The sequence below is a fragment of the Noviherbaspirillum sp. genome (genome assembly GCF_036846085.1).
In the GTDB taxonomy this organism is placed as follows: Bacteria; Pseudomonadota; Gammaproteobacteria; order Burkholderiales; family Burkholderiaceae_D; genus Noviherbaspirillum.
On sequence record NZ_DAIUCO010000033.1, the window covers coordinates 1 to 21,070 of the forward strand.

Sequence of the window (21,070 nt, forward strand, 5' to 3'; positions counted from 1 at the left end):
CCCCCATGCCGCACCTCACCAAACACCTCACTTTCCTCACCGCAGCCCTGTGCCTCGCCGCCTCGGCCCCCGCATCCGCACAGGACGCAATGACCAAACGCGTCGCGCCATGCATGGCGTGCCACGGCGAAGCTGGCAAGGCCGCAAGCGATGGGTATTACCCGCGCATCGCCGGTAAACCCGCCGGCTACCTGTACAACCAGCTCGTGAACTTCCGCGATGGCCGCCGCAAGCAGTACGCATTGATGACCTACATGGTCCAGCATTTGTCCGACGATTACCTGATGGAGATGGCGACGTTTTTCGCCAATCAGCATCCGCCGTACCCGCCGCCGCAGTCAGTGGATGTGTCAAAGGCAGTCCTGGAAAGAGGCCGCGCATTGGTAATGGACGGCGATCCGGGTAGAAATATGCCCGCGTGCATCGCTTGCCACGGCAATACACTGACCGGCGTGGCGCCCAGCATTCCCGGGCTGCTCGGCTTACCCCGCGACTATATCAATGCGCAGTTCGGCGCCTGGCGCGATGGAGCCCGCCGCGCGGCTGCGCCGGATTGCATGGCGCAGATCACCAAGCAATTGACGACCGATGAAATCAGCGCCGCTTCCGCATGGCTCGCTACCCAGCCGGTGCCGAAGGATTACGCGCCCATCGCATTCGGCAGCGTCAAGCTTCCCATTCCCTGCGGCAGCTACGGGGGCAATAAGCCATGACGATGAAACGCATCCTGCTGTCCCTCGTCCTCATCATGGTGGCGCTGCTTGGACTGACCTTGTACCTGGGCCTGTCGGAGGACGGGACCGACGCCGTCGCACCGCCGCCCGTCGCCTCGCCGGAAGCGGTCGAGCGCGGCGCTTACCTTGCGCGGGTCGGCAACTGCATGGCCTGCCATACTACGCGCGGTGGCGCCGATTACGCCGGGGGAAGGGGAATAGAGACACCGTTCGGCACGATCTATTCGAGCAATCTCACGCCGGACGCGGACACCGGTATCGGCGCCTGGACCGCCGATGATTTCTGGCGCGCGATGCATAACGGAAAATCCCGTGACGGCAGCCTGCTGTATCCGGCATTTCCCTATCCGAACTACAGCAAGGTCACGCGCGCCGATTCGGATGCGATGTACCTGTATCTGAAAACACGCAAGCCGGTGGCGCAGGCAAACCGCACGCCGGATCTGCGCTTCCCTTACAACCAGCGCATCCTGCTGGCCGCCTGGCGCGCACTGTATTTCCGCCCCGAGGTGCATCGCCCGCAGCAGGGGCAGAGTGTCGAATGGAACCGGGGCGCTTACCTCGTCGAGGGACTCGGCCATTGCAGCGCCTGCCATACGGAGCGCAATGCGCTCGGCGCGACGCGTGAAAGCGATCCGCTCGGCGGCGGACTGATTCCCATGCTGAACTGGTATGCGCCGTCGCTGACGTCCGCCGACGAGGCATGGCTGGGCGGTTGGGAAACGCAGCAGATCATCAGCCTGCTGAAGACAGGCGTGTCGGAACGCGCCGCCGCGTCCGGGCCGATGGCGGAAGTAGTGCGTGAAAGCCTGCAGCACCTGAGCGATAGCGATGTGCAGGCGATGGCGGTGTACCTGAAAGCGCTGCCGCAATCCGAAGCACCGGCCAAGCGCGGCCCTGCGGCGGAGGATAGCGACTTCCTGCGCCTGGGGGCGAAGCTGTATGAGGAACACTGCGTTTCTTGCCATCAGGCGAACGGGCAGGGCGAGCCGCCCGGGTTCCCGCCGCTTGCCGGCAATCGCGCGGTGGTGATGAGCTCCGCGGTGAATCCGATCCGCATGGTCTTGCATGGCGGCTACCCGCCCAGCACCCAGGGCAATCCCCGGCCGTACGGCATGCCGCCATTCGGTTCGCTGCTCAACGACCAGGAGGTCGCCGCAGTGGTTTCCTATACGCGCAACGCATGGGGCAACCAGGCATCGGTCGTCAGTCCGGCGGACGTGCAGCGGTATCGCTCGGTGCCGCTTGATTGAGATGAACGGAACAGGAATCGGCGTGTCTTCCCTGATTTCGGAGGAACGCAATGAACGGACCTGTGGCAAAAATCTATAACCACCTTTCTCATGCGGAGAATGCCCGTAACGAACTGTTGTCGTCGGGCTTTTCAGCGGACAGCGTGCACCTGGAATCCATCCAGAGCGAAGCCGGCCCGACAGCCGGCAACTTCGCCGTCGGGAATGGCGATCCCGACGGCGAGAACCCGGGAACGGCCTACGAGCGCAATTTTGGCGATCCGCTCCAGCCGAGCAATATCCTTCTGACGGTCGATGCCGACGATGACGGATTGGCCTCGCATGCGTCGGACATCATGCTGCGGCATGGCGGCCACGATATTCCGTAGCCCGTCCTGCATGCCGACGGTGAAAATCTGGCGGGGAATGAAAAAGGGGAATGCCATGCAAGGCATTCCCCTTTTTACCATTCCAGCCGCACCTTCCAGCCGCAACCCCGCGGCCAGTCATCGAAACATCAGTCGGCGGTGATTTTCGCTGTCTTGATGACATTGCCCCACTTCTTGATTTCCTCGTCGATGAAGCGGTCGAACTCCTGCGGGCCGGCACCGGAGGCGAACACGCCCATCGTTTCGAAACGGCTGACCACTTCCGGGAGCTTGACGATCTGTGCGATCTCGTCGGACACCCGCTTGATGACCTCCGGCGGCGTGCCTGTCGGTGCAAGCATGCCCGCCCAGGTGCTGCCGGTGAATCCCTTGATCCCTTGTTCGATGAATGTGGGGACATCCGGCAAGGCGGGAAGCCGCTTGTCGCTCGCCACGCCGATGCCTTGCACCCTGCCGGTCTTGATTGGCTGGATAAGGCCGGACGCCGCATCCATGAATAGCTGGATATGGCCGCCGATCAGGTCGCTGAGCGCCGGCGCCGCGCCGCGGTAGGGGATGTGCAGCATGTAAGTGCCGGTCATCATCTTCAGCAATTCGGTGCTGAGGTGCACGGCGGAGCCGTTGCCGGATGAGCCGTAGCTGATCTTGCCGGGATTCGCCTTCGCGAAGGTGATCATTTGCTGCGCGGTCTTGTAGGGAAGGTCTTTATTCACCGCGCCAACGAGCGGCGAGATGCCGATCAGGGACACCGGCTGCAAATCCTTTTGCGCGTACGGCAGTTTCTGGTACAGCGTCATGTTGGCGGCGTATGCGGCGATCACGATACCGAAGTTATAGCCGTCGGGCTGCGACTTGGCGATCGCGTCCACGCCGATCAAGCTGCCGCCACCGGGTTTGTTTTCCACCAGTACCGGTTGACCAAGGCGGGTCGACAGATGCTGCGCGATCAGGCGCGCCATGACATCGGTGAAACCGCCCGGCGCATAAGGAACAATCACGCGCATCGGCTTGTTCGGCCATGCTCCCTGCGCGCGCACGAAGGGGGCGGCGACGACGGCGCCGGTGCCTGCGAGCAAAAGTCGGTTGAATTTACGGCGGTTGAAGCTCATTGCTGTCTCCTGAGATGGATTTGTTTTATAGCTGCTGATTGCAGTTGTGGTCGGGAACCAATCGCAAGTGCGCGATGCTGCGACCCTGAATGGATCTACCTACTGCTCCAGAGCGAAATTAACGTATACGTGATTTCCATGTCAACGAAATTGGAACGCGATTCTGCATAGCGGAACATTCGGCGACGCCAATTTCTCGTCAGTCTTGAATGGAGCCCACGGCAATCGCCTCTATAAAGCGGTATCGAGCAGCATCATCAGTACGAAGCCGAGCATCAGCCCACAGGTCGCGAAGGCTTCATGTCCCTTGCGATGCGATTCCGGAATGATCTCGTGGCTGATGACGAAAAGCATGGCACCGGCGGCGACGGCCAGGCCCCATGGCAGCAGGCCGGTCGACAAGCCGATCAATGCTGCGCCGAACACCGCCGCGATCGGTTCGACCAATCCGGACGCCGCCCCGAGTCCCGCGGACAGCAGGCGTCCATATCCGACGCCGCGTAGCGCCAGGGCGACTACCAATCCTTCCGGCACGTCCTGAATGGCGATGCCGGTCGCGAGGGTTTTAGCGGCGTCCGCATCCGGCCCGGCAAAGGCGACACCGATTGCCAGGCCTTCTGGAAAATTGTGCAGTGCGATGGCCAGTACGAAGAGCCAGGTGCGTTTGAGCAGACGGGCGCGCGGCCCCTCCACACCCTTGATGAAGTGTTCGTGCGGAAGGATACGGTCGATCAGTAGCAGGCAGGCGGCCCCGATCAGGATGCCGGCTCCAACGATGCTGCTGGCACCCCAGGAATCGAACCCCTGTTCCGTAGCCGATTCCAGCGCCGGCATGATCAGGGAAAACGCACTTGCGGCCAGCATTACTCCGGCACCGAACCCAAGCATCGTATCGTACGCACGCTGGGAAAAATTCTGTGACAGTAAAACCGGTACGGTGCCGAGGAAGGTTGCGGCGGCGGCCAATGCGCCACCCTGCAGCGCACCGGCGATCCGCGAATCGTAATCGACAAGGTAGCTGTGCATGTTCACGAACAGCAGCGTAATTGCACCCAGCAGCAGTGCGAGCAGGGCCCAGCGCTGCCATGGCATGGGTTTCAATTGCAGTTGAAGGGATTCGCTGTCGGTAGACGAGCCGGTGTCATTCATAGGATCTTCCTGTCATGGCGATTTGGGCCGATTTGTACACGCGAAATCCATGCCTTGTCCTGCACGGCATATCGCGCGACATCGAATTCCTACTTTCCCTGCGTATCGAGGACAAATTCTTTCTGGCCCCGCTGTAATTCTTACCGCGCCAACCAACCTACCTACAAAACAGATGTTCCACCATGCGGTTCCGGAATGCCTTTGAAATGGATCAATGGCGATATGTGGCACGTCTCGACATGCGCTTCATGCGGGCACAAGGCTTGCGTTGTATTGGGGCCTTGAGTTGAATCAACGCATTCAATTTCAATCCGGCACCTATAGGAGATATTTTATGTTCGTACATAACAAGCGATTGCAATACACGGTACGTGTTGGCGAATCGAATCCCGGCCTCGCCAACCTCATGCTTGAGCAGTTCGGTGGTCCGCAAGGAGAACTGGCAGCAGCGATGCGTTACTTCACACAGGCCGTGGCAGAGGACGATCCAGGCCGCAAGGACATGCTTTTTGATATTGCGACCGAAGAGCTGAGCCACCTGGAAGTCATTGGATCAATCATCGCCATGCTGAACAAGGGCGGCAAGGGTCGCCTTGCGGAAGGTGTTGAAGAGGAAGCAGAACTTTATCGTTCAATCAATGGTGCCGGTAACGACAGCCATGTCACTCAAGTGCTGTACGGTGGCGGCCCTGCGCTGATCAATTCCGGCGGCCAGCTTTGGAATGCAGGCTACATCGATTCGATTGGCGAGCCGACTGCCGACCTGCGATCCAATATCGCCGCCGAAGCACGGGCAAAGATCGTCTACGAGCGGCTGATCAATCTCACTGACGATCCTGGTGTGAAGGAAGCCCTCGGCTTTCTGATGACGCGCGAAATCGCTCACCAGAAATCATTCGAGAAGGCACTGTACTCGATCGAATCAAATTTCCCACCCGGAAAACTGCAGGGCGATCCTCGCTTCACGAATGTGTACTTCAATATGTCGCAGGGCGACGGCGATCTTCGCGGTCCATGGAACCAGGGTGATCAATGGCAGTTCGTGTCGAACCAGTCGGAGATCGCGGCTGTGGACGGCGGCAGCGGTGAAGCGTCGGTCAAGCTGACGACCGCCGAAATGGCGGTGGTGGAAAAGACGGCGATGCGCCTGAAGTCCGATCCGACCGCCAACCCGCAGACCGGCGCGGAACTGGGGGCGCAGAACGCGCAGGTGATCGGGAAGAAGTAGGGAGTTGACGGAGGCTACGTTAGGTCCTTACCAAACCCACCGATGACCGGTACCCTCCCCCCTCTCAGGGGGAGGGCTAGGGGTGCAGCAGGGGTTTCGTGCAGCATGCTGCACGCCTGCGGAACGATCTTCGCTTGCAAGCGAAGATGCGTCCTGCAAGGAGGGGTAGTGAGGTCGAGCAATCACATTCAGTGAAGTGGGCTTCACCCCCCCATCCCAGCCTTCCCCCTTATAAGGGGGAAGGAGCCGGTCAAACATAGTTCAAACACAGGTAGTTGACCGTATTTACCCCGCTTTAATGCGCATGCATCCCCTGCTCGCATGCCTCATGCTCCTTCGCGCACATCTTCTTGTAGGCAAGAATGGCTTTCTTCCTCGCCGCCAGCGCCGCCCGTGTCTTGAAGGGTTCGACGATGTCGGCGATCGAATAGTTGAAGCCGTTCTTCATCACGTATCGAACATCCGCTGCCGCCTTCAGATCTTCCAGCGGATTGCCCCTTACCATGACGAGGTCTGCTAGCTTGCCGACCTCGATGGAGCCGAGGTCCTTGTCCACCAGGCTCATCTTCGCCGCATTGATGGTCACGGTCTGCAGCGCCTCATGGTTGTTCATCACCATGCCCGCACCCCGCAGGTTCGTATGCAGCGCAATGCCCGGTGCTACCAGCGGCGAGTCGGTGCCGTAGGCGAGCAGCCCGCCGGCCCGCATCACCTTCGCCGATTGCTCCGCATCCCTGCGGATGGTCGCCAACTGCGTCGGTGTCGGCGGCTGCGCTGTTTGCAGGCCGGTCACGAAGTTCGGCGGAACCAGCAGGAAACGGTCGCCGGCGATCAGCCCGGGGTCCTGTCCGACCAGCGCCGTCGACGAGAACAGCGTGTCCACTAGCCGGAAGTCGCTCTTGGCATGAAGGTCCGCGGCGTCCTGGTAGGTGTATCCGCCGATGGACTTCGACCAGCCGTAGCCCATACGTTGCGTCGCCGAGAGGTGGGTGGTGCCGCCGAGTCCGGTTGCGGAACCGGGTGACAGCATGTGCGTGCCGGTATGCACGCCCAGGTCAATGCCGCCCTGTGCAATCTTGACCATGATCGGGATCGGCGCACGGACATACGACTTCATGTAGTCCGTACCCATTGCCTTGGCCTTGGCGATCTCCATGTCGGCGATCTCGGGCGTGCGCAGCGTGCGGGCGAAGTTGTAAAACAGCCGGTTGCCTTCCCACAGCGGCGGCGAGACGAACAAGCGCGGCCCGTTCAGGTTGCCTGCTTCAAGCGCTTCACGCATTTCGATGCTTTGATGGAGCGGGCCGGCGACCGACTGCGTCGACGTGATGCCGTACGACAGCATGAGCGCCGCGATCTGGCCGTACTGTCCGCCCTGGTACAAGGTCAACGGGTGGATATGCGGATCCCACAAACCCGGCATCACCGTCAGTTCGGATGCATCGATAAACCGGTCGGCCGATCGCTCGGAGCCTTCCTGGTGCGGCCTGATCGCCGTGATGCGATTGCCGGTGATGACGATGTCCATGTCCTGTTTCACCTGCGGACTGACGCCATCCCATACCGCGCCTGCGCGCACAATCGTTGTTCCTTGCGGAACTGCCTGGGTCCATGGCAGGTTCACCGTAATCTCGCGCGCGCCGCCGCCATCCGCCTGTATGGTCTTAAGCTTGCCGGCCGATTTGTACAGGATGGTTTGCGAATCGCCGCTCCACGAAGGCAGGTCTGCAACCTCGGTAGTGATGGCGCGGGCTGGCCCTGCGGGTGAGCCATCCGGATTGACCGCCATGACGTGCAGTACCGAATCCATGATGAACGCAACCGTCTTTCCATCGGGTGACAACGCGGCGGCGCCTTCATCTCGTTCCGAAATCTGCTGCGGCGGCGTGGCGACGGGATAGAAGGTCGCTTGCTTGCTGCCGATTTCGATCACACGCAGCTTGTTGTAGCCTTCACGGAAGCGGTTGTTGATGCGCTCATTGTCGACGAGCATGATCCGCGATCCGTCCGGTGTCCAAGACGGCGTACTGACCTGTGTGCTCACTGAAGGAATAATTGTCTGCGAAGTTTTCGAGGCAACATCCCAAATTTCCAATTGACCCGACAACGTTGTATAAGCAATCCGGTCCCCTGTCGAAGACATCTTCGGTGTGACCATGGACTTTGCCGCAATCGATGCAAGTCTTGTCCTTCGCTTCGATTCGACATCGACCTGATCCACGGCGAGCGCGCCGGCATTTCCTTTTTCGGAAGAAAAGTATACGGCTTTGCCATCGGGTGTCCATTGCGGATTGCCGTCACGGTCTTTATCGTTCGTCAGTCGTACCGGTGCTTCTCCGATGGTCATTACCCAGACATCGTTGAGTGCAACAAAAACGATGCGTGTGCCGTCCGGCGAAAGGGCCGGAGCGCTGATGCCCATCACCTGGCGCTGCCCGAGATCGCTGAAGCCGCGGTCGCGCGATCTTTCGAATGTCGGCCGCTTGACCGAGATCGATGCGGAGAAGGGAACATCTTTCATATTTGCGCCGCTGGCATCGCGGGTGCGAATCTTTCCGTCCGCGGTGTAGAGCAATTTGCCGCCCGACATTGACCGCACAGGGAAAGGAAATAAATCTTCTCCGGTGACGGCTTCCCGTCCGCCGACGATCAACGACCTGGCTGCATTCTGGAAAATCAGGTCCGTTCCGTTCTGTGCCCATGCGGGGAAAGCGCCATCGCCGACGAGAACCGGTGCGCCGCCGCTTGAGATGGGAGCCCGATAAACCTTGCCGGTATCGGCATAGGCGACTTGCGTGCCATCCGGGCTGACCACCGGATTGCTCTCGGCGCCGGGGCCCCTGGTTACCTGGGTCAGCGCGCCGTTTTCCATGGACAGGCGCCAGATCTTGTACTGGCCGTCATTGCTTCTGTCCGATGCGAAAACCAGCGATAGTCCGTCGGGTGACCATGCAGGCTCGCGATCATCATGCGGCCCGGTTGTCAGCGCGCGGACATTTTGACCATTCGGTTCGATCATATAGAGATGGTAGTTGCCGGTCGGCGCATAGTTCTGGAACACGATGACTTTCCCGTCGGGCGACCACACCGGGGCGGTCGGCTCCAGTTCCCAGCTCGTGATACGTGTTGCCTTGCCGCCGGCCGCGGGAATGACCCATAGTGCGCCTTGCGCCGTGAACGCGATGTGCTGGCCATCCGGCGACGACGTCGCCGCCATGTTTGTCCCTTCGCTGAAGGTGACTGTGACTTCTCTCGTGGGGCCGGTGAGATTGTTCAGTTCTGGAACAGTTACGGACTGGTGGTTACTGGCGACAACGGAGCCGCCCGCATTTGCCTGGTCGGCGTCGCGTCCGCCGCAGGCGCTCAGCAGTCCGGCGATTGCTAATGCAATCAGGCTTGACCGAGGTCGTAGTCGAAAGGAGGATCGGAAAGGGAAGGCGGAACTGGAGGGATGAATCGTAACGGAATTATGTGCACATTCATGCAAGCGGCGGTCGTGCGTAGTCATGGGTTGTCTCCGGACTGGTGTTGGGGATTATTATTTGATCCTCCTCAAATCCAGTATTGGACGACTGCCGGCATTGTAAATCTGGGCGTGAATGCTCCTTGTTGAAAGTCAAAGCGTCAGGCGCGGCACGACACGATCGCAACAGTCTGCGACGCGCCGACCGTCGAATGTTGACCGGATCGATCCATCAATTCGATCCTTCAGCGTGAATGCATCGATCAGGCCGATACGATGAATTCGATACTTCAGCCCGAATGCATCGATGAAGTCGATACATTATCGTCGTGACGCCATGGCGTCCCGCCATGATTCGACGGGACGCGTTCTCTGCAACACGACATGGGTCGTCGGCGTTTACTTGAACTGCCAGGCGCGCACGTAACGAATGTCGAAGGAATTGCCGGGACCGGTTGGGGTGCTTGCATCCGGCCTGCCTGCAGCACTGCCATACAAGAGGTCAAGCTTGATATAGAGCGGTTGGTTGATATCGGCATTGACCGAATAGACTTCCCGGCCGTCGAAATAGAACGTCTGCTTGCCCGGTTCCCATTTCACGGCGTACTTGTGATAGTCGGCGGAAAGGTCGCCGAGGCCGAACAGCAGCGCAAAGCCTGCGCGGTCATCAGTGTCGCGCCATACCACCGGGGCATAGCCTGTCGGATGGTAATTGTCGTCTGACCATCCGCTTGCCGAGCCGCCACCGTATGCCTCCATGATGTCGATCTCGGGTTTCTGGCCATCAATGTAGTTGAACAGCCAGAATGCTGGCCATGTGCCTTTGCCGATCGGCAGCTTCGCTTCCATTTCGAAGTAACCGTACCGCTGGTAAAACTTTCCGTTGGTATCGATGATGCGATTGAAGAACTCTCCGTTTCTTCCGCGTGCAGGCCAGATTTTCAGCGAGCCATCTTCAACGGCAAAGTTGGTGACTGCATTGCTGTAATTCTCATCGGCAGCTTCATTCCAGACGCTGCTGTTGAAGCCGTTTTCGAATTCATCGGAAAAAGTGAGGCTGTACGCGGATGCATCTTGCCCGAAGGGGCCAGTTGAGTCGGAAGCAGCTGGGGCGGAACTCGAGGGTGAATTGGAAAACGGGGAAATGTTGGCGGCGCCGGAATCTCTTTGCTGAGCGGACGCGTTGAGAACCGTTAGCACGGCAGCACAACACAGGGATGCCTTGAAGACACGTTGGGCAATTGAAGTGGACAAAATATTTCCTTCAAGTCAGTTGATGGAACGACTCTGAATCTCCTTTTTTAAAATGGTTCAAAAATTAACTAACTGCATCTTCATGCAAAAATGCATGAAAAATGCACGACAGAATCGATTTTTATTGCGGTGCACTATTTGTCTTGGTCAGCCGCCAGGTAGCCCCGGATGGGCAAGGCAATGCCGAGCGATGCATACACGAGGAAGAGGGAGCGTTTCGAGAGATGATGTTCATATCCCGGTCGAAGGCGGTGAGGTGTCAACTGGTAGTCGACGAAGCAGGCAAGGGCGGCGACCGCAAACCCTCCCGCGACTGCCGGTGCGAGTGCCTTGCGTTCCGCATCCTCGCCGAACCATTTCTCATACACGACCGCCCACAGCGTCGATGCCCCATGGTGAATGGCATAGCCAAGCAGGGTGTGGCTCAAGCTCGCTTCATCATGCACAAGTGCCCGGTCTCCCCAGACCCAATGGCTGATGGCGTTGGTCGGTGCAAGCGGCGCATCGGCTTCATGCTCGCCGCAGGCCGACAGCATCACTGTGGACAATGCGCTGCCCAAGCTTCCGGACACGGCTCCGTCGCGCAAGGCTTGTGGCCATGACTTCATGCATACTCCCTGATCGGTTTGAAGACGCTCAAATGAACTCGCCCCATGGGCGAAAGGTCGTACAGACAGGTATTTCTGAATTGAGATGCGAACCGCCCGCGGCGGTTCCCCGCGATGGAAGGGACCATTGTTTGCTCATACTGCTGACCGGAGCCAGCGGCTTCATCGGGCGACACATCGCCGAGGCATTGGTGGCACGCCACAAGGTGATCTGTGCCGTGCGAAATCCCGACGGCATCGCCGATGCGAGGCTGCGTGCAAACGCGGTGCAGGCGGATTTTCTTCGCGATACCGATCCGGCCGATTGGCGGCCCCGGTTGAGCGGAGTCGATGTGGTGATCAACGCGGTGGGCATCCTGCGGGAGCAGGGCGGGCAAACGTTCGACGCGCTGCATCGCCGCGCGCCACTTGCATTGTTCGCCGCCAGCGCGTCCGCAGGGGTGAAGCTGGTCATCCAGGTATCCGCGCTCGGCGCCGACGAACACGCACGCAGCCGCTACCATCTCAGCAAAAAGGACGCCGACGACTTTCTTTCCGGACTGCCGGTTGCCTCGGTGATCGTGCAGCCGTCGCTGGTGTTCGGCGCAGACGGTGCCAGTGCGAGATTGTTCGGGACGATGGCGGTGTTGCCGGTGATTCCGGTGCCTGGCGACGGTGGGCAGATGATCCAGCCGGTGCATGTGAATGATGTCGTCGCGGCGATCGTGGCGCTGGTCGACCGGCTGCCGGCGGCACCATCGGATTCCGCAGGCAGCACAATACTGCCGGTACCCGGGCCGGAGCCGGTCACGCTTCGCAACTACCTGTCCACGCTGCGCGCGGCGATCGGCCTGGGAAAGGCGCGCTTCCTGCCGATACCGATGCCGCTCGTGCGCCTGTCCGCCAAACTGGGCGGCGCATTGCCCGGCGGACTGCTCGATCCGGAAACGCTCCAGATGCTCGAACGCGGCAACACGGCCGATGTATCGGCGCTTCATGCGCTTCTTGGACGCGCGCCACGCGCGCCGGCCGGTTTCATCGAACCCGGTCTGGCGCCGGCGCTCCGCCTGCGGGCACAACTCGACTGGCTGCTGCCGATGCTCAGCATCAGCATTGCGCTCGTCTGGATCGTTACCGGTGTCGTGTCGCTCGGCCTGTATCCGGTCGAGGAAAGTTATGCCTTGCTTGCACGCGTAGGCATCACCGGCGTGCTGGCGCCGGTGATGCTGTATGGCGCCGCACTGATGGATATCGGATTCGGCGTCGCGACGCTGTGCATGCGGCGCCGGCGCCTGCTGTGGCTGGCGCAGCTTGCGGTGATCGTGTTCTACACCGCCATCATCAGCTGGAAGCTGCCTGAATTCTGGTTGCATCCTTATGGCCCGCTATTGAAAAACCTGCCGATGCTCGCCGCCATCTGGATGCTGCTGCAACTCGAGGAGAAGTGATGGACTACGTCACCGTGAAATGGCTGCACATACTATCGTCGACCTTCCTGTTCGGGACCGGTCTCGGTTCCGCTTTCTACATGCTGTTCGCCAGCCTGAGCCGCGACGTGCGCGCGGTCGCCGTGGTCGTGAAATACGTGGTGCTGGCCGACTGGCTGTTCACCACACCGACCATCATCCTGCAGCCGCTGACGGGCTTCTACCTGATGCATCTGGCCGGTTATCCCATGACCAGCAGCTGGATCGTCTGGTCCATCGTGCTGTATTTCGTGGCCGGCGCCTGCTGGCTCCCGGTCGTGTGGATGCAGATCCGCATGCGCCTTTTCGCGCAGGAAGCCGTGGAGCGCAACGAAGATCTGCCGCCGATCTACTGGCGCTATCTGCGTATCTGGATACTGCTCGGCATACCGGCATTCTTTGCGTTGGTGATCGTGTTTTACCTGATGGTCGCCAAGCCGGCGTAGCGCGCCAAGCGGCAATGGCGGAATTTGGCTAGAGTGACGGGTACGCGACTATGCGCCTGACCATGTCCATGAAAGCCCCGCTCACGAATGACGCACCCGAATGACGCACCCTGACGCAGCCGTCGCCGAACCGCTGCCGACCATTCCGACTGCCGCTGTTCCGCTCCTTTCGCTTGCCGCGTTCGCCAGCGGCATTTCCCTGCGGGTATGCGATCCGCAATTGCCGCTGTTCGCGCGGGAATTCGGCGTTTCGCTGGGAAATGCGTCACTGGTCATTACGTTCTTTTCCGTCGCCTACGGTCTGGCCCAGCTTTTCTTCGGGCCGCTCGGCGATCGCTACGGCAAGTACTTCGTCGTTGCCTGCGGCAGTGCGGCATGTGCCGTGACCGCCCTATTGTGCGCGGTGGCGCCCAGCTTTCCCATGCTGCTGGCGGCGAGGCTGATGGCGGGCGCGACCGCGGCGTCGCTGATCCCGTTGTCGATGGCATGGATCGGCGATGTCGTTCCCTACCAGCGGCGGCAACCGGTGCTTGCCCGCTTCCTCATCGGACAGATCCTTGGGCTCGCAACAGGCGTCCTCGTCGGCGGAGCGGCTGCCGATCGCATGAACTGGCGCATGCCATTCTTCGGCGTGGCAGTCGTCTTCGTCCTTGTGGCGCTTTCCCTGCTGTGGCTGAACCGCCGCCTGCCGGCCCATGCACGCGTCTCGCACCGTGAGCAGTCATTCAGCATAAAGCGGATGGCAGCCGAGTTCGGGCAGGTACTGGCATTGCCATGGGCGCGAACGCTACTGCTGGCGGTGTTCCTGGAGGGCGCGTTCCTGTACGGCGCGTTTGCCTTCATCGCCTCGCACATGCATGAGTACTTCAATCTATCGCTGACGGCAGCCGGCGCATTGGTGATGCTGTTTGGCCTCGGCGGATTTCTGTTTGCCATGCTGTCGGCGACGCTGGTCAGGCGTCTCGGCGAGCGCGGCCTTGCCTTGTGGGGCGGCCTGTTCATTTCGGCGGCATTGACGGGGATCGGCGTGGCGCCTGCCTGGTGGTGGGCGGTGCCCGGATGCCTGTTCGCCGGCATCGGCTTCTACATGCTGCACAATACTTTGCAAACCAATGCAACCCAGATGGCGCCGGAACGGCGCGGCGCGGCGGTGTCGGCATTCGCATGCTGCTTCTTTCTTGGCCAGTCGGCGGGTGTCGGCGCCGCCGGACTGCTGGTCGGATCGATGGGTACGGCGGCGGTGATGCTGAGTGGAGCGGCGGGAATATTGATCTTGTCGGTGCGGATGAGCCGGCGGCTGCCGGGGCGCAGTGCTTGAAGAGTGAACGCCATCTCTCTCCGCAGGCAGGCGGCTTGCCGTCTGAAAACCCGCTCGCTTCCTGCTTTACTCCCGGGAGCGAAGGGCACGGTACAACATAAATTGACAGGTAATGGATAGATATAGATTCGGGCAATACCCGCATATGAAAACGTAACGGAGACAAAACATGAACGCCACCCCGCAACTCCTCTGGACCCCAAGCCCTGAACGCATTGCGCAAAGCCGGATACACGACTACATCCAATGGCTCGCGCGCGAAAATAACCTGTCGCTGCCCGACTATCACGCCTTGTGGCAATGGTCTGTCGATGATCTGCCCGCCTTCTGGGCATCGATCTGGCGCTATTTCGATATCCGGCATTCCGCGCCTTACACCCGGATACTCGATGAAGAAAAAATGCCGGGTGCGAAGTGGTTCGAAGGTGCGAAGCTGAATTTCGCCGAACAGCTTTTTCGCTTTCATCCGGACGATCCCGACAGGCCGGCAATCGTCTCGCAATCCGAGTTGCGCCCGTTGACCGAGATGTCGTGGCGCGAACTGCGGCGCCAGATCGCATCCGTCGCGCATGCGCTGCGCGGCATGGGCGTGCGTCCCGGAGACAGGGTGGTGGCGTATCTCCCGAACCTGCCGGAGACGGTCGTCGCGTTCTATGCCTGTGCATGCGTCGGCGCGATATGGTCGAGCTGCTCGCCCGACATGGGCATGGCGAGCGTGGTGGACCGGTTCGGGCAGATCGCGCCGAAGGTGCTGATCGCGGCGGACGGTTACCGTTATGGTGGCAAGGATTTTGACCGGCGTGACGTGCTGGGAACCCTGATCAAGTCCTTGCCCACGCTGGAGCATGTCGTCTCGCTGCCTTACCTGAAGCCTGAGGTCCCGGTACCCGGAACGATCGAGTGGCGGACCTTGCTGAATCATGACGGCGAGCCGGTATTCGAGCAGCTTCCGTTCGACCATCCGTTATGGGTGGTCTACTCCTCCGGCACCACCGGCATGCCGAAGCCAATCGTCCATGGGCAGGGCGGCACGCTGCTGGAAAGCCTCAAGGGGCATGGCCTGCAAAACGATATCGGCGAATCCGACCGCTTCCTCTGGTTCACCACCACCGGATGGATCATGTGGAACAGCCAGGTCACCGGCCTGCTGGTGGGTGCGACCATCTGCATTTATGACGGCAACCCCGGCTATCCCGATCTCGGCACCCTGTGGAAATTCGCCGACGATGCGCAGCTCACCGTTTTCGGCGCCGGTGCCGCTTATTACGCCAACTGCATGAAAGCGGGCATCGAGCCGGCAAAGCTGGCTGATGTCAGTCGCCTGCGCACCATCGGCTCGACCGGTTCGCCGCTGCCGGCGGAGGCTTTCACCTGGATCTACGAGCAGCTCGGGCAGAACATCCTGCTGGCGTCGATCAGCGGCGGTACCGATATCGCGGCGTCGTTCGTCGGCGGTTGCCCCACCTTGCCGTTGTATGCGGGCGAGATGCAGTGCCGCGGTCTCGGCATCGCGGTGTATGCGATGGATGAGCAGGGCCGGCCATTGATCGACGAAGTCGGCGAACTGGTCGTCACCAAGCCGATGCCGTCAATGCCGCTGTATTTCTGGAATGACCCGGACGGCAAGCGTTATCACGACAGCTACTTCGACACCTATCCCGGCTGGTGGCGCCACGGCGATTGGCTGCGCATTACGCCGCGCGGCGGCGCGATTATCTATGGCCGTTCCGATACGACCATCAACCGGTATGGCATCCGCATGGGCACCAGCGAAATCTACCGGGTGGTGGAGAGCCTGCCTGAAGTGCTCGACAGCCTGGTGGTCGACCTCGAATACCTCGGCCGGGAATCGTATATGCCGCTGTTCGTCGTGCTGCGTCCCGGCGTCGCGCTGGACGACGGGCTGGTGAAGCGCATCAACGACAACATCCGCAGCGCGCTGTCGGCCCGCCATGTACCGAACGAGGTGTTCGCGGTGGCGGAAGTGCCGCGCACGCTCACCGGCAAGAAGATGGAACTGCCGGTCAAGAAGCTGCTGCTCGGCATGGCATTGGAACAGGTGGCCAACCCGGATGCGATGGCCAATCCGGGCAGCCTGGCGTATTTCATCGACTTCGCCCGCCGGCGCGATGCCGGCATTGCCGAGAATGAAGCGCCCGGGCAAACGGCAGGCTGAGCGGAGTCAATGAGCGATGGCGGCGCGACGGTACCATTGCCGGACACCTTAACGCAGGAGCACCACATGAATGATGGACAGGATTGGCATACTGAGTCGTATAAAGGAATGGACGTACATGTCACCGCACTGCCGCGCCCCGACGGGGGCTGGGACTATAGCGTGCGAATCGCCCAGCCGGGCGAAGACGCCGGGAGTGCCAGCGAACTGTCGGATCGCTCCGGCGATGACGGCGACTATCCGTCGGAAGAGGCGGCGGTCGAAGCGGGATTTGTCAAAGGATATGCAATGGTCGATCAGTTACTGACATAGAAAAGGAAACGGCACAAACCCAAAAGCAATGAAAAACGCCGGAATTTGATAAATATCAGAAGTTTCCATTGATCCAACAAATGTGTCTTGTTGGCTTTACGGAAAAGGGCGAGAATTGCGCCTCGTGAAAACAGATTTTTCCATATGGAAAGCGAAACCGTGCTTTTTGGGTACAACGCCGCTTCTTTTTGCGGTCATCTCGGCATTCCGATGCCGGCATTTTGCAGCCACATGCCGATTGTTAAATCGAAATTCTGTCAATGACCAGTTCGTCAAATCCATCGTTCCATATCCTCGTCGTCGAAGACGACAAAACCACTCAGGACATGCTATGCCAGATGTTGGGATTGCTCGGGCACCATCCACATTGTGTGAGCAGCGCGGAAGAGGCGGCAGAGCCGCTCAGGACCCGGCAGTTTGACATCCTGTTCGCGGATATTCAGTTACCCGGCATGTCGGGAATCGAGTTCGCGGAAATCGCAGTGAAAACCACGCCGGGCATCAAGGTGATTTTCGCGTCCGGGTTCAATTTCCTGGTGACCGACAAGACCAGTTTCCGGTTCGCTCTGCTGCCCAAGCCTTACGGGTTGGATCAACTGCACAATGCGATCGAGACGGTCTGTCCGCGCGACTGAAAATCATGCCTGCCGAAGCAGGGCGGATTGTCGCTATCGGGTTACTTGCCGATCAGCCTTGACCACCAGCTCTTCTTGCGGTTGGACGGGTTCGGTGGCCGTGGCGTCTTCATAATCTCGCGCTGTTCTGGTTCGGGTGTGGATTCAACCTGCTTGTCGTACTCAAGAAACAGCACCTTGCTTTCCAGAACCTTGATCACGCTGTCCTTGTCGGCAAGCCTCGCCCGCAATTCGTTGGTCACCTGATCCTTCACTCGCCGCAATTCCGCTTCCAGCGCGAGTGCGCGTTCCAGTGAGCGGTTTTTTTCCTCGAGCAACGCAATCTGAATCTTGTCGCGGGATGGTTCAACGCCCTCCGCCTCCTGGTGGAGACGTCCGTAGGCCCGGAGCAATTCCGAAGTGTCGATCTTCGTTTCGCCTTCGGGCGATACGGTTTTGCTCAAGCGTCCGCGTTCGATGTCGCGGTAGATGGTAGTGCGATTCTTGCGGGCAAGCTTTGCCGCTTCGCTGATGGTGACTAGCGCCATGGTTGTAATTTGTAATTTTCCATCCGGATCGGTTGTCAGTTAGACCATTTCGGCAATGCCAGTTCCTTTATCAGGTAGCCCGTAACCGGCTACGGAAGAACCACTGTTAAAATTTGCGCATTTTCAACGTAATAATGGTTGCTTCTCGCCATCACCCGCCTTGATCCCAGAAAGGAAATCCTGACCGAATGCCGCACAACATTAGCCTGATCACCACGGTTGCCGCTGCTTTGGGCTTTGGCCTTGTCTTCGGCATGATCGCAGTCCGTATGAAGCTACCGGCCCTGATCGGCTATCTTGCTGCAGGCATCGCGATCGGTCCGGCAACGCCGGGGTTTGTTGCAGACGTGGAACTGGCGGCCCAACTCGCCGAAATCGGCGTCATGCTGCTGATGTTCGGTGTCGGTTTGCATTTTTCGCTCAAGGACCTGCTCGAAGTGAAGGGCATTGCCTTGCCCGGGGCGATGATCCAGATCATTGTTGCCACCGGACTTGGCGTGGGACTCTCCCAGCTATGGGGATGGCCCATCGGTGCCGGTTTGGTGTTCGGATTGGCGCTGTCGGTCGCCAGCACGGTGGTCCTGCTTCGCGCACTCGAGGGCAGGGGACTCCTGGAGTCGGTCAATGGGCGTATCGCCGTGGGCTGGCTGGTCGTCGAAGATCTGGTCACCGTACTGGTGCTTGTTCTATTACCGCCGCTGGCAGGCTGGCTCAAGGGCGAGGGCGGCGGAAGCGGTACGCCGTTCTGGCAGACACTGGCCGTCACTTTCGGCCAGGTCGCGGCCTTCGTCGGATTGATGCTCGTGGTGGGACGCAGGCTCTTTCCCTGGATACTGTGGCAGGTGGCGCGTACCGGGTCGCGTGAATTGTTTACGCTTTGCGTGATTGCCGCTGCCGTCGGCATCGCGTTCGGCTCATCGGAATTGTTCGGCGTGTCGTTCGCGCTAGGGGCGTTTTTCGCCGGCATGGTAATGCGCGAGTCGGAACTCAGCCATCGCGCCGCCGAGGAATCGCTGCCGCTGCGCGATGCGTTTTCGGTGCTGTTCTTTGTTTCCGTCGGCATGCTGTTCGACCCGGCGGTACTGGTCGAAATGCCGCTGAAGGTGTTGGCCGTTGTGGCGATCGTAATTTTCGGCAAGTCGCTCGCCGCCTTCCTTCTGGTGATCGCGCTGCGCTATCCGGTCAATACCGCGCTCACCGTCTCCGCCAGCCTGGCCCAGATCGGCGAGTTCTCCTTCATCCTGGCTGCGCTCGGCGTGTCGCTCGGCCTGCTGTCGATGGAAGGCCAAAGTCTCATTCTGGCCGGCGCGATCATTTCGATCGCGGCCAATCCACTGATTTTCAAGGCGATCGGTCCGTTACAGGCGTGGCTGCGTGCCCGCTCGGCACTGGCGGGCAAGTTCGAGCGCGGGACCGATCCCCTCGCCGAGTTGCCGTTCACCGTCGATCAGAGCAAGCTCACCGGGCAGGTCGTGCTGGTCGGCTATGGCCGGGTAGGGCGGCGTATCGCCGCGGCACTGGCGCAATGCGGCGTCGATTACGTCGTGGTGGAACAAAACCGCGACCTCGTCGAACGATTGCGGAAGGAGGGCGTACCTGCGGTGGCGGGCAATGCGGCCGAACCTGCCGTGCTGATCCAGGCACATATCGCGCGTGCCCGCATGCTGGTGATCGCAACCCCGGAAACGTTTCACGTGCGCAAGATGATCGAGATCGCCCGGGTGCTGAATCCGACCATCGAAAACGTGGTGCGTACCCATAGCGAGGAGGAGGCCCGCTTGCTCAACAAGGAAAGTGCCGGCAAGGTGTTCATCGGCGAGCATGAACTCGCACTCAATATGACACGGCATGTGCTGACGACCCTCGGTAAGGACTAGGCCGGACTTCCGGCGTGGGTGAACCCGACCAGACCAGGTCATAGGCGGTGCCGCGCCGTACGTTGCCGACCAGCGCGGGGCGGAAGCAGGCGAGGTTGGTGCCGCCCGGGCGTCGCACGCTCGGATAAATAATGCCGAGCGATCCGTCGTCCAGCAGCTGTGCCGCCAGTTGCTGCGAGGCGATATAACTATCCGGGTCGAGGCAGGCCGCAAATTCCGGCGCCCCGCGCAGGTCATGGAATTCGCTGGTGAAATCGGCGAGCAGGGTCTGATACGTTACGCAGTCATCGAAGCGGTCGATCTCCTGGTACTCGACCGTCTTGTGAAAGATGACTTCGGACAGTGCTGTTTCGATCTCGAACGCGCAATACCATGCGCCGCGCTCGCCGCTGTTGAACCTGCTTCCCTCCGGACGGGGATAGGTGAAGGCGGCATTGATGATGCGGAAGTTCGGCACGCCGAACACCAATTCATCCACGCCGATTCCCGGCAATCCGCCATGCTCGCCGAGCAGCCGTTCATTCGTGGCATTGTCGAGATCGAACAGGTCGCGCAGATGGTCGGCATTTTCGGAGAGCGGCGCAAGCACCGAATCCTCCGTATCGACGAAACGCGACGGGATCAGGCGGCAGGTATCGAACTGGCGGAGGAGATTGATCGCGGGCTGATGCAGAGAGCTCGTCGAGGTCATAACCCGCCGCGCCGCGCATCGAGCAATTTACGCACGGTTTGCATTGCAATCAGGCCGCCGGCCTGCATATAGGCCAAGGGTGTGCGACCGGCGAAAATAATATTTTTGTTTGGCAGACTGATCCATTCATCCGCCAGTTTTTTGCCGTAAATGATGTGCAACGCCTTGTAGATGCCGATGAGATAGGAAATGCGCGTGATCCGGTCCACTTCCAGTATCCGGTCCGGATTCTTTTTCCACTCATAGAAGGCGCTGCTGGATAATCCGCCCAACAGCTCCCGCGCATCCTCATCCCGAAGCCGCCATGCCTCGGCAAGCTTGAAAAAACCCTTCAGGGCGGCTTTGGACAGGCGTTCACGCTCCGGTTTGGCGTTCAGATCGACGAATTCCGCCGGTTCGAAGCGGCTGCGAGGATAAGCATAGGCAAGACTCATGGTGTGACTCTCCTTTCATGGAGAGTTTATACTCCATAAATGG

Annotated in this window: 19 protein-coding genes; 11 read left to right on the forward strand and 8 right to left on the reverse strand. The window is 60.1% G+C overall.

Features of this window, described 5'->3' with window-relative positions:
* The first annotated feature begins 5 nt into the window (after nt 1-5).
* Genes V7080_RS06030 through V7080_RS06040 form a run of 3 tightly spaced genes read left to right on the forward strand, consistent with a single transcriptional unit; the run spans nt 6 to nt 2,355 of the window.
* On the forward strand, nt 6-713 hold the full coding sequence (locus tag V7080_RS06030) for a c-type cytochrome (protein ID WP_442947189.1): 708 nt from the start codon (nt 6-8) through the stop codon (nt 711-713).
* 2 nt (nt 714-715) lie between these two features.
* Nucleotides 716-1,987: a c-type cytochrome gene (locus V7080_RS06035; RefSeq protein WP_334187527.1), complete on the forward strand. Its 1,272-nt coding sequence runs from the start codon at nt 716-718 to the stop codon at nt 1,985-1,987.
* Nucleotides 1,988-2,037: 50 nt separating this feature from the next.
* Entirely contained in the window at nt 2,038-2,355 is a 318-nt protein-coding gene (locus V7080_RS06040; protein ID WP_334187504.1) for a hypothetical protein, read from the forward strand.
* Between the two features lie 128 nt (nt 2,356-2,483).
* On the opposite strand, the gene V7080_RS06045 is transcribed toward V7080_RS06040, so the two are convergent.
* Nucleotides 2,484-3,464, reverse strand: coding sequence for a Bug family tripartite tricarboxylate transporter substrate binding protein (locus tag V7080_RS06045; protein ID WP_334187505.1), 981 nt, complete (start codon nt 3,462-3,464; stop codon nt 2,484-2,486).
* Between the two features lie 231 nt (nt 3,465-3,695).
* On the reverse strand, nt 3,696-4,556 hold the full coding sequence (locus V7080_RS06050) for a ZIP family metal transporter (RefSeq protein WP_442947190.1): 861 nt from the start codon (nt 4,554-4,556) through the stop codon (nt 3,696-3,698).
* Nucleotides 4,557-4,947: 391 nt separating this feature from the next.
* Here V7080_RS06050 and V7080_RS06055 point away from each other — a divergent pair, with 391 nt between their 5' ends.
* On the forward strand, nt 4,948-5,841 hold the full coding sequence (locus V7080_RS06055; RefSeq protein WP_334187507.1) for a manganese catalase family protein: 894 nt from the start codon (nt 4,948-4,950) through the stop codon (nt 5,839-5,841).
* Between the two features lie 295 nt (nt 5,842-6,136).
* On the opposite strand, the gene V7080_RS06060 is transcribed toward V7080_RS06055, so the two are convergent.
* From V7080_RS06060 to V7080_RS06070, 3 genes are all read right to left on the reverse strand, one after another.
* The gene (locus V7080_RS06060; RefSeq protein ID WP_334187508.1) at nt 6,137-9,058 is read right to left on the reverse strand and encodes an amidohydrolase family protein; all 2,922 of its coding nucleotides are present in this window, start codon (nt 9,056-9,058) and stop codon (nt 6,137-6,139) included.
* 645 nt (nt 9,059-9,703) lie between these two features.
* Nucleotides 9,704-10,558 carry a glycoside hydrolase family 16 protein gene (locus tag V7080_RS06065; RefSeq protein WP_334187509.1) on the reverse strand — a complete coding sequence of 285 codons (855 nt, stop codon included), beginning with the start codon at nt 10,556-10,558 and terminating at the stop codon, nt 9,704-9,706.
* Between the two features lie 134 nt (nt 10,559-10,692).
* Entirely contained in the window at nt 10,693-11,166 is a 474-nt protein-coding gene (locus V7080_RS06070; protein ID WP_334187510.1) for a hypothetical protein, read from the reverse strand.
* Nucleotides 11,167-11,297: 131 nt separating this feature from the next.
* On the opposite strand from V7080_RS06070, the gene V7080_RS06075 reads away from it, so the two are divergent.
* From V7080_RS06075 to V7080_RS06100, 6 genes are all read left to right on the forward strand, one after another.
* Entirely contained in the window at nt 11,298-12,593 is a 1,296-nt protein-coding gene (locus V7080_RS06075; protein ID WP_334187511.1) for an SDR family oxidoreductase, read from the forward strand.
* The gene (locus V7080_RS06080) at nt 12,593-13,057 is read left to right on the forward strand and encodes a DUF2269 family protein (RefSeq protein ID WP_334187512.1); all 465 of its coding nucleotides are present in this window, start codon (nt 12,593-12,595) and stop codon (nt 13,055-13,057) included. Before V7080_RS06075 ends, V7080_RS06080 begins: the two co-directional genes overlap by 1 nt.
* Nucleotides 13,058-13,157: 100 nt before the next feature.
* The gene (locus V7080_RS06085; protein ID WP_334187513.1) at nt 13,158-14,375 is read left to right on the forward strand and encodes an MFS transporter; all 1,218 of its coding nucleotides are present in this window, start codon (nt 13,158-13,160) and stop codon (nt 14,373-14,375) included.
* Nucleotides 14,376-14,544: 169 nt separating this feature from the next.
* Nucleotides 14,545-16,551 carry an acetoacetate--CoA ligase gene (locus V7080_RS06090; RefSeq protein WP_334187514.1) on the forward strand — a complete coding sequence of 669 codons (2,007 nt, stop codon included), beginning with the start codon at nt 14,545-14,547 and terminating at the stop codon, nt 16,549-16,551.
* A 66-nt stretch (nt 16,552-16,617) separates the two neighbouring features.
* A complete protein-coding gene (locus tag V7080_RS06095) occupies nt 16,618-16,863 on the forward strand; it encodes a hypothetical protein (RefSeq protein WP_334187515.1) in 246 nt (81 codons plus the stop codon).
* 260 nt (nt 16,864-17,123) lie between these two features.
* Nucleotides 17,124-17,498 carry a response regulator gene (locus V7080_RS06100; RefSeq protein ID WP_334187516.1) on the forward strand — a complete coding sequence of 125 codons (375 nt, stop codon included), beginning with the start codon at nt 17,124-17,126 and terminating at the stop codon, nt 17,496-17,498.
* 41 nt (nt 17,499-17,539) lie between these two features.
* Here the strand turns inward: V7080_RS06100 and V7080_RS06105 are convergent, their stop codons facing one another.
* The gene (locus V7080_RS06105) at nt 17,540-18,025 is read right to left on the reverse strand and encodes a hypothetical protein (protein ID WP_334187517.1); all 486 of its coding nucleotides are present in this window, start codon (nt 18,023-18,025) and stop codon (nt 17,540-17,542) included.
* Nucleotides 18,026-18,213: 188 nt separating this feature from the next.
* Between V7080_RS06105 and ybaL the strand changes: the two genes are divergently transcribed.
* Entirely contained in the window at nt 18,214-19,902 is a 1,689-nt protein-coding gene (gene ybaL / locus V7080_RS06110; RefSeq protein WP_334187518.1) for a YbaL family putative K(+) efflux transporter, read from the forward strand.
* On the opposite strand, the gene V7080_RS06115 is transcribed toward ybaL, so the two are convergent.
* Together V7080_RS06115 and V7080_RS06120 are read right to left on the reverse strand one after the other, a co-directional pair.
* On the reverse strand, nt 19,859-20,593 hold the full coding sequence (locus V7080_RS06115) for an RES family NAD+ phosphorylase (RefSeq protein ID WP_334187519.1): 735 nt from the start codon (nt 20,591-20,593) through the stop codon (nt 19,859-19,861). The genes ybaL and V7080_RS06115 overlap by 44 nt on opposite strands.
* Nucleotides 20,590-21,027, reverse strand: coding sequence for an antitoxin Xre-like helix-turn-helix domain-containing protein (locus V7080_RS06120; RefSeq protein WP_334187520.1), 438 nt, complete (start codon nt 21,025-21,027; stop codon nt 20,590-20,592). Before V7080_RS06120 ends, V7080_RS06115 begins: the two co-directional genes overlap by 4 nt.
* Between the last annotated feature and the right edge of the window lie 43 nt (nt 21,028-21,070).

Bases quoted from the DNA above. Each gene is read 5' to 3' on its own strand.
- V7080_RS06030 (WP_442947189.1), top strand. From the start codon at position 6: ATGCCGCACCTCACCAAACACCTCACTTTCCTCACCGCAGCCCTGTGC.
- V7080_RS06035 (WP_334187527.1), top strand. From the start codon at position 716: ATGAAACGCATCCTGCTGTCCCTCGTCCTCATCATGGTGGCGCTGCTT.
- V7080_RS06040 (WP_334187504.1), top strand. From the start codon at position 2,038: ATGAACGGACCTGTGGCAAAAATCTATAACCACCTTTCTCATGCGGAG.
- V7080_RS06045 (WP_334187505.1), bottom strand. From the start codon at position 3,464: ATGAGCTTCAACCGCCGTAAATTCAACCGACTTTTGCTCGCAGGCACC.
- V7080_RS06050 (WP_442947190.1), bottom strand. From the start codon at position 4,556: ATGCCATGGCAGCGCTGGGCCCTGCTCGCACTGCTGCTGGGTGCAATT.
- V7080_RS06055 (WP_334187507.1), top strand. From the start codon at position 4,948: ATGTTCGTACATAACAAGCGATTGCAATACACGGTACGTGTTGGCGAA.
- V7080_RS06060 (WP_334187508.1), bottom strand. From the start codon at position 9,058: ATGGCGGCGACGTCGTCGCCGGATGGCCAGCACATCGCGTTCACGGCG.
- V7080_RS06070 (WP_334187510.1), bottom strand. From the start codon at position 11,166: ATGAAGTCATGGCCACAAGCCTTGCGCGACGGAGCCGTGTCCGGAAGC.
- V7080_RS06080 (WP_334187512.1), top strand. From the start codon at position 12,593: ATGGACTACGTCACCGTGAAATGGCTGCACATACTATCGTCGACCTTC.
- V7080_RS06085 (WP_334187513.1), top strand. From the start codon at position 13,158: ATGACGCACCCTGACGCAGCCGTCGCCGAACCGCTGCCGACCATTCCG.
- V7080_RS06090 (WP_334187514.1), top strand. From the start codon at position 14,545: ATGAACGCCACCCCGCAACTCCTCTGGACCCCAAGCCCTGAACGCATT.
- V7080_RS06095 (WP_334187515.1), top strand. From the start codon at position 16,618: ATGAATGATGGACAGGATTGGCATACTGAGTCGTATAAAGGAATGGAC.
- V7080_RS06100 (WP_334187516.1), top strand. From the start codon at position 17,124: ATGACCAGTTCGTCAAATCCATCGTTCCATATCCTCGTCGTCGAAGAC.
- V7080_RS06105 (WP_334187517.1), bottom strand. From the start codon at position 18,025: ATGGCGCTAGTCACCATCAGCGAAGCGGCAAAGCTTGCCCGCAAGAAT.
- ybaL (WP_334187518.1), top strand. From the start codon at position 18,214: ATGCCGCACAACATTAGCCTGATCACCACGGTTGCCGCTGCTTTGGGC.
- V7080_RS06115 (WP_334187519.1), bottom strand. From the start codon at position 20,593: ATGACCTCGACGAGCTCTCTGCATCAGCCCGCGATCAATCTCCTCCGC.
- V7080_RS06120 (WP_334187520.1), bottom strand. From the start codon at position 21,027: ATGAGTCTTGCCTATGCTTATCCTCGCAGCCGCTTCGAACCGGCGGAA.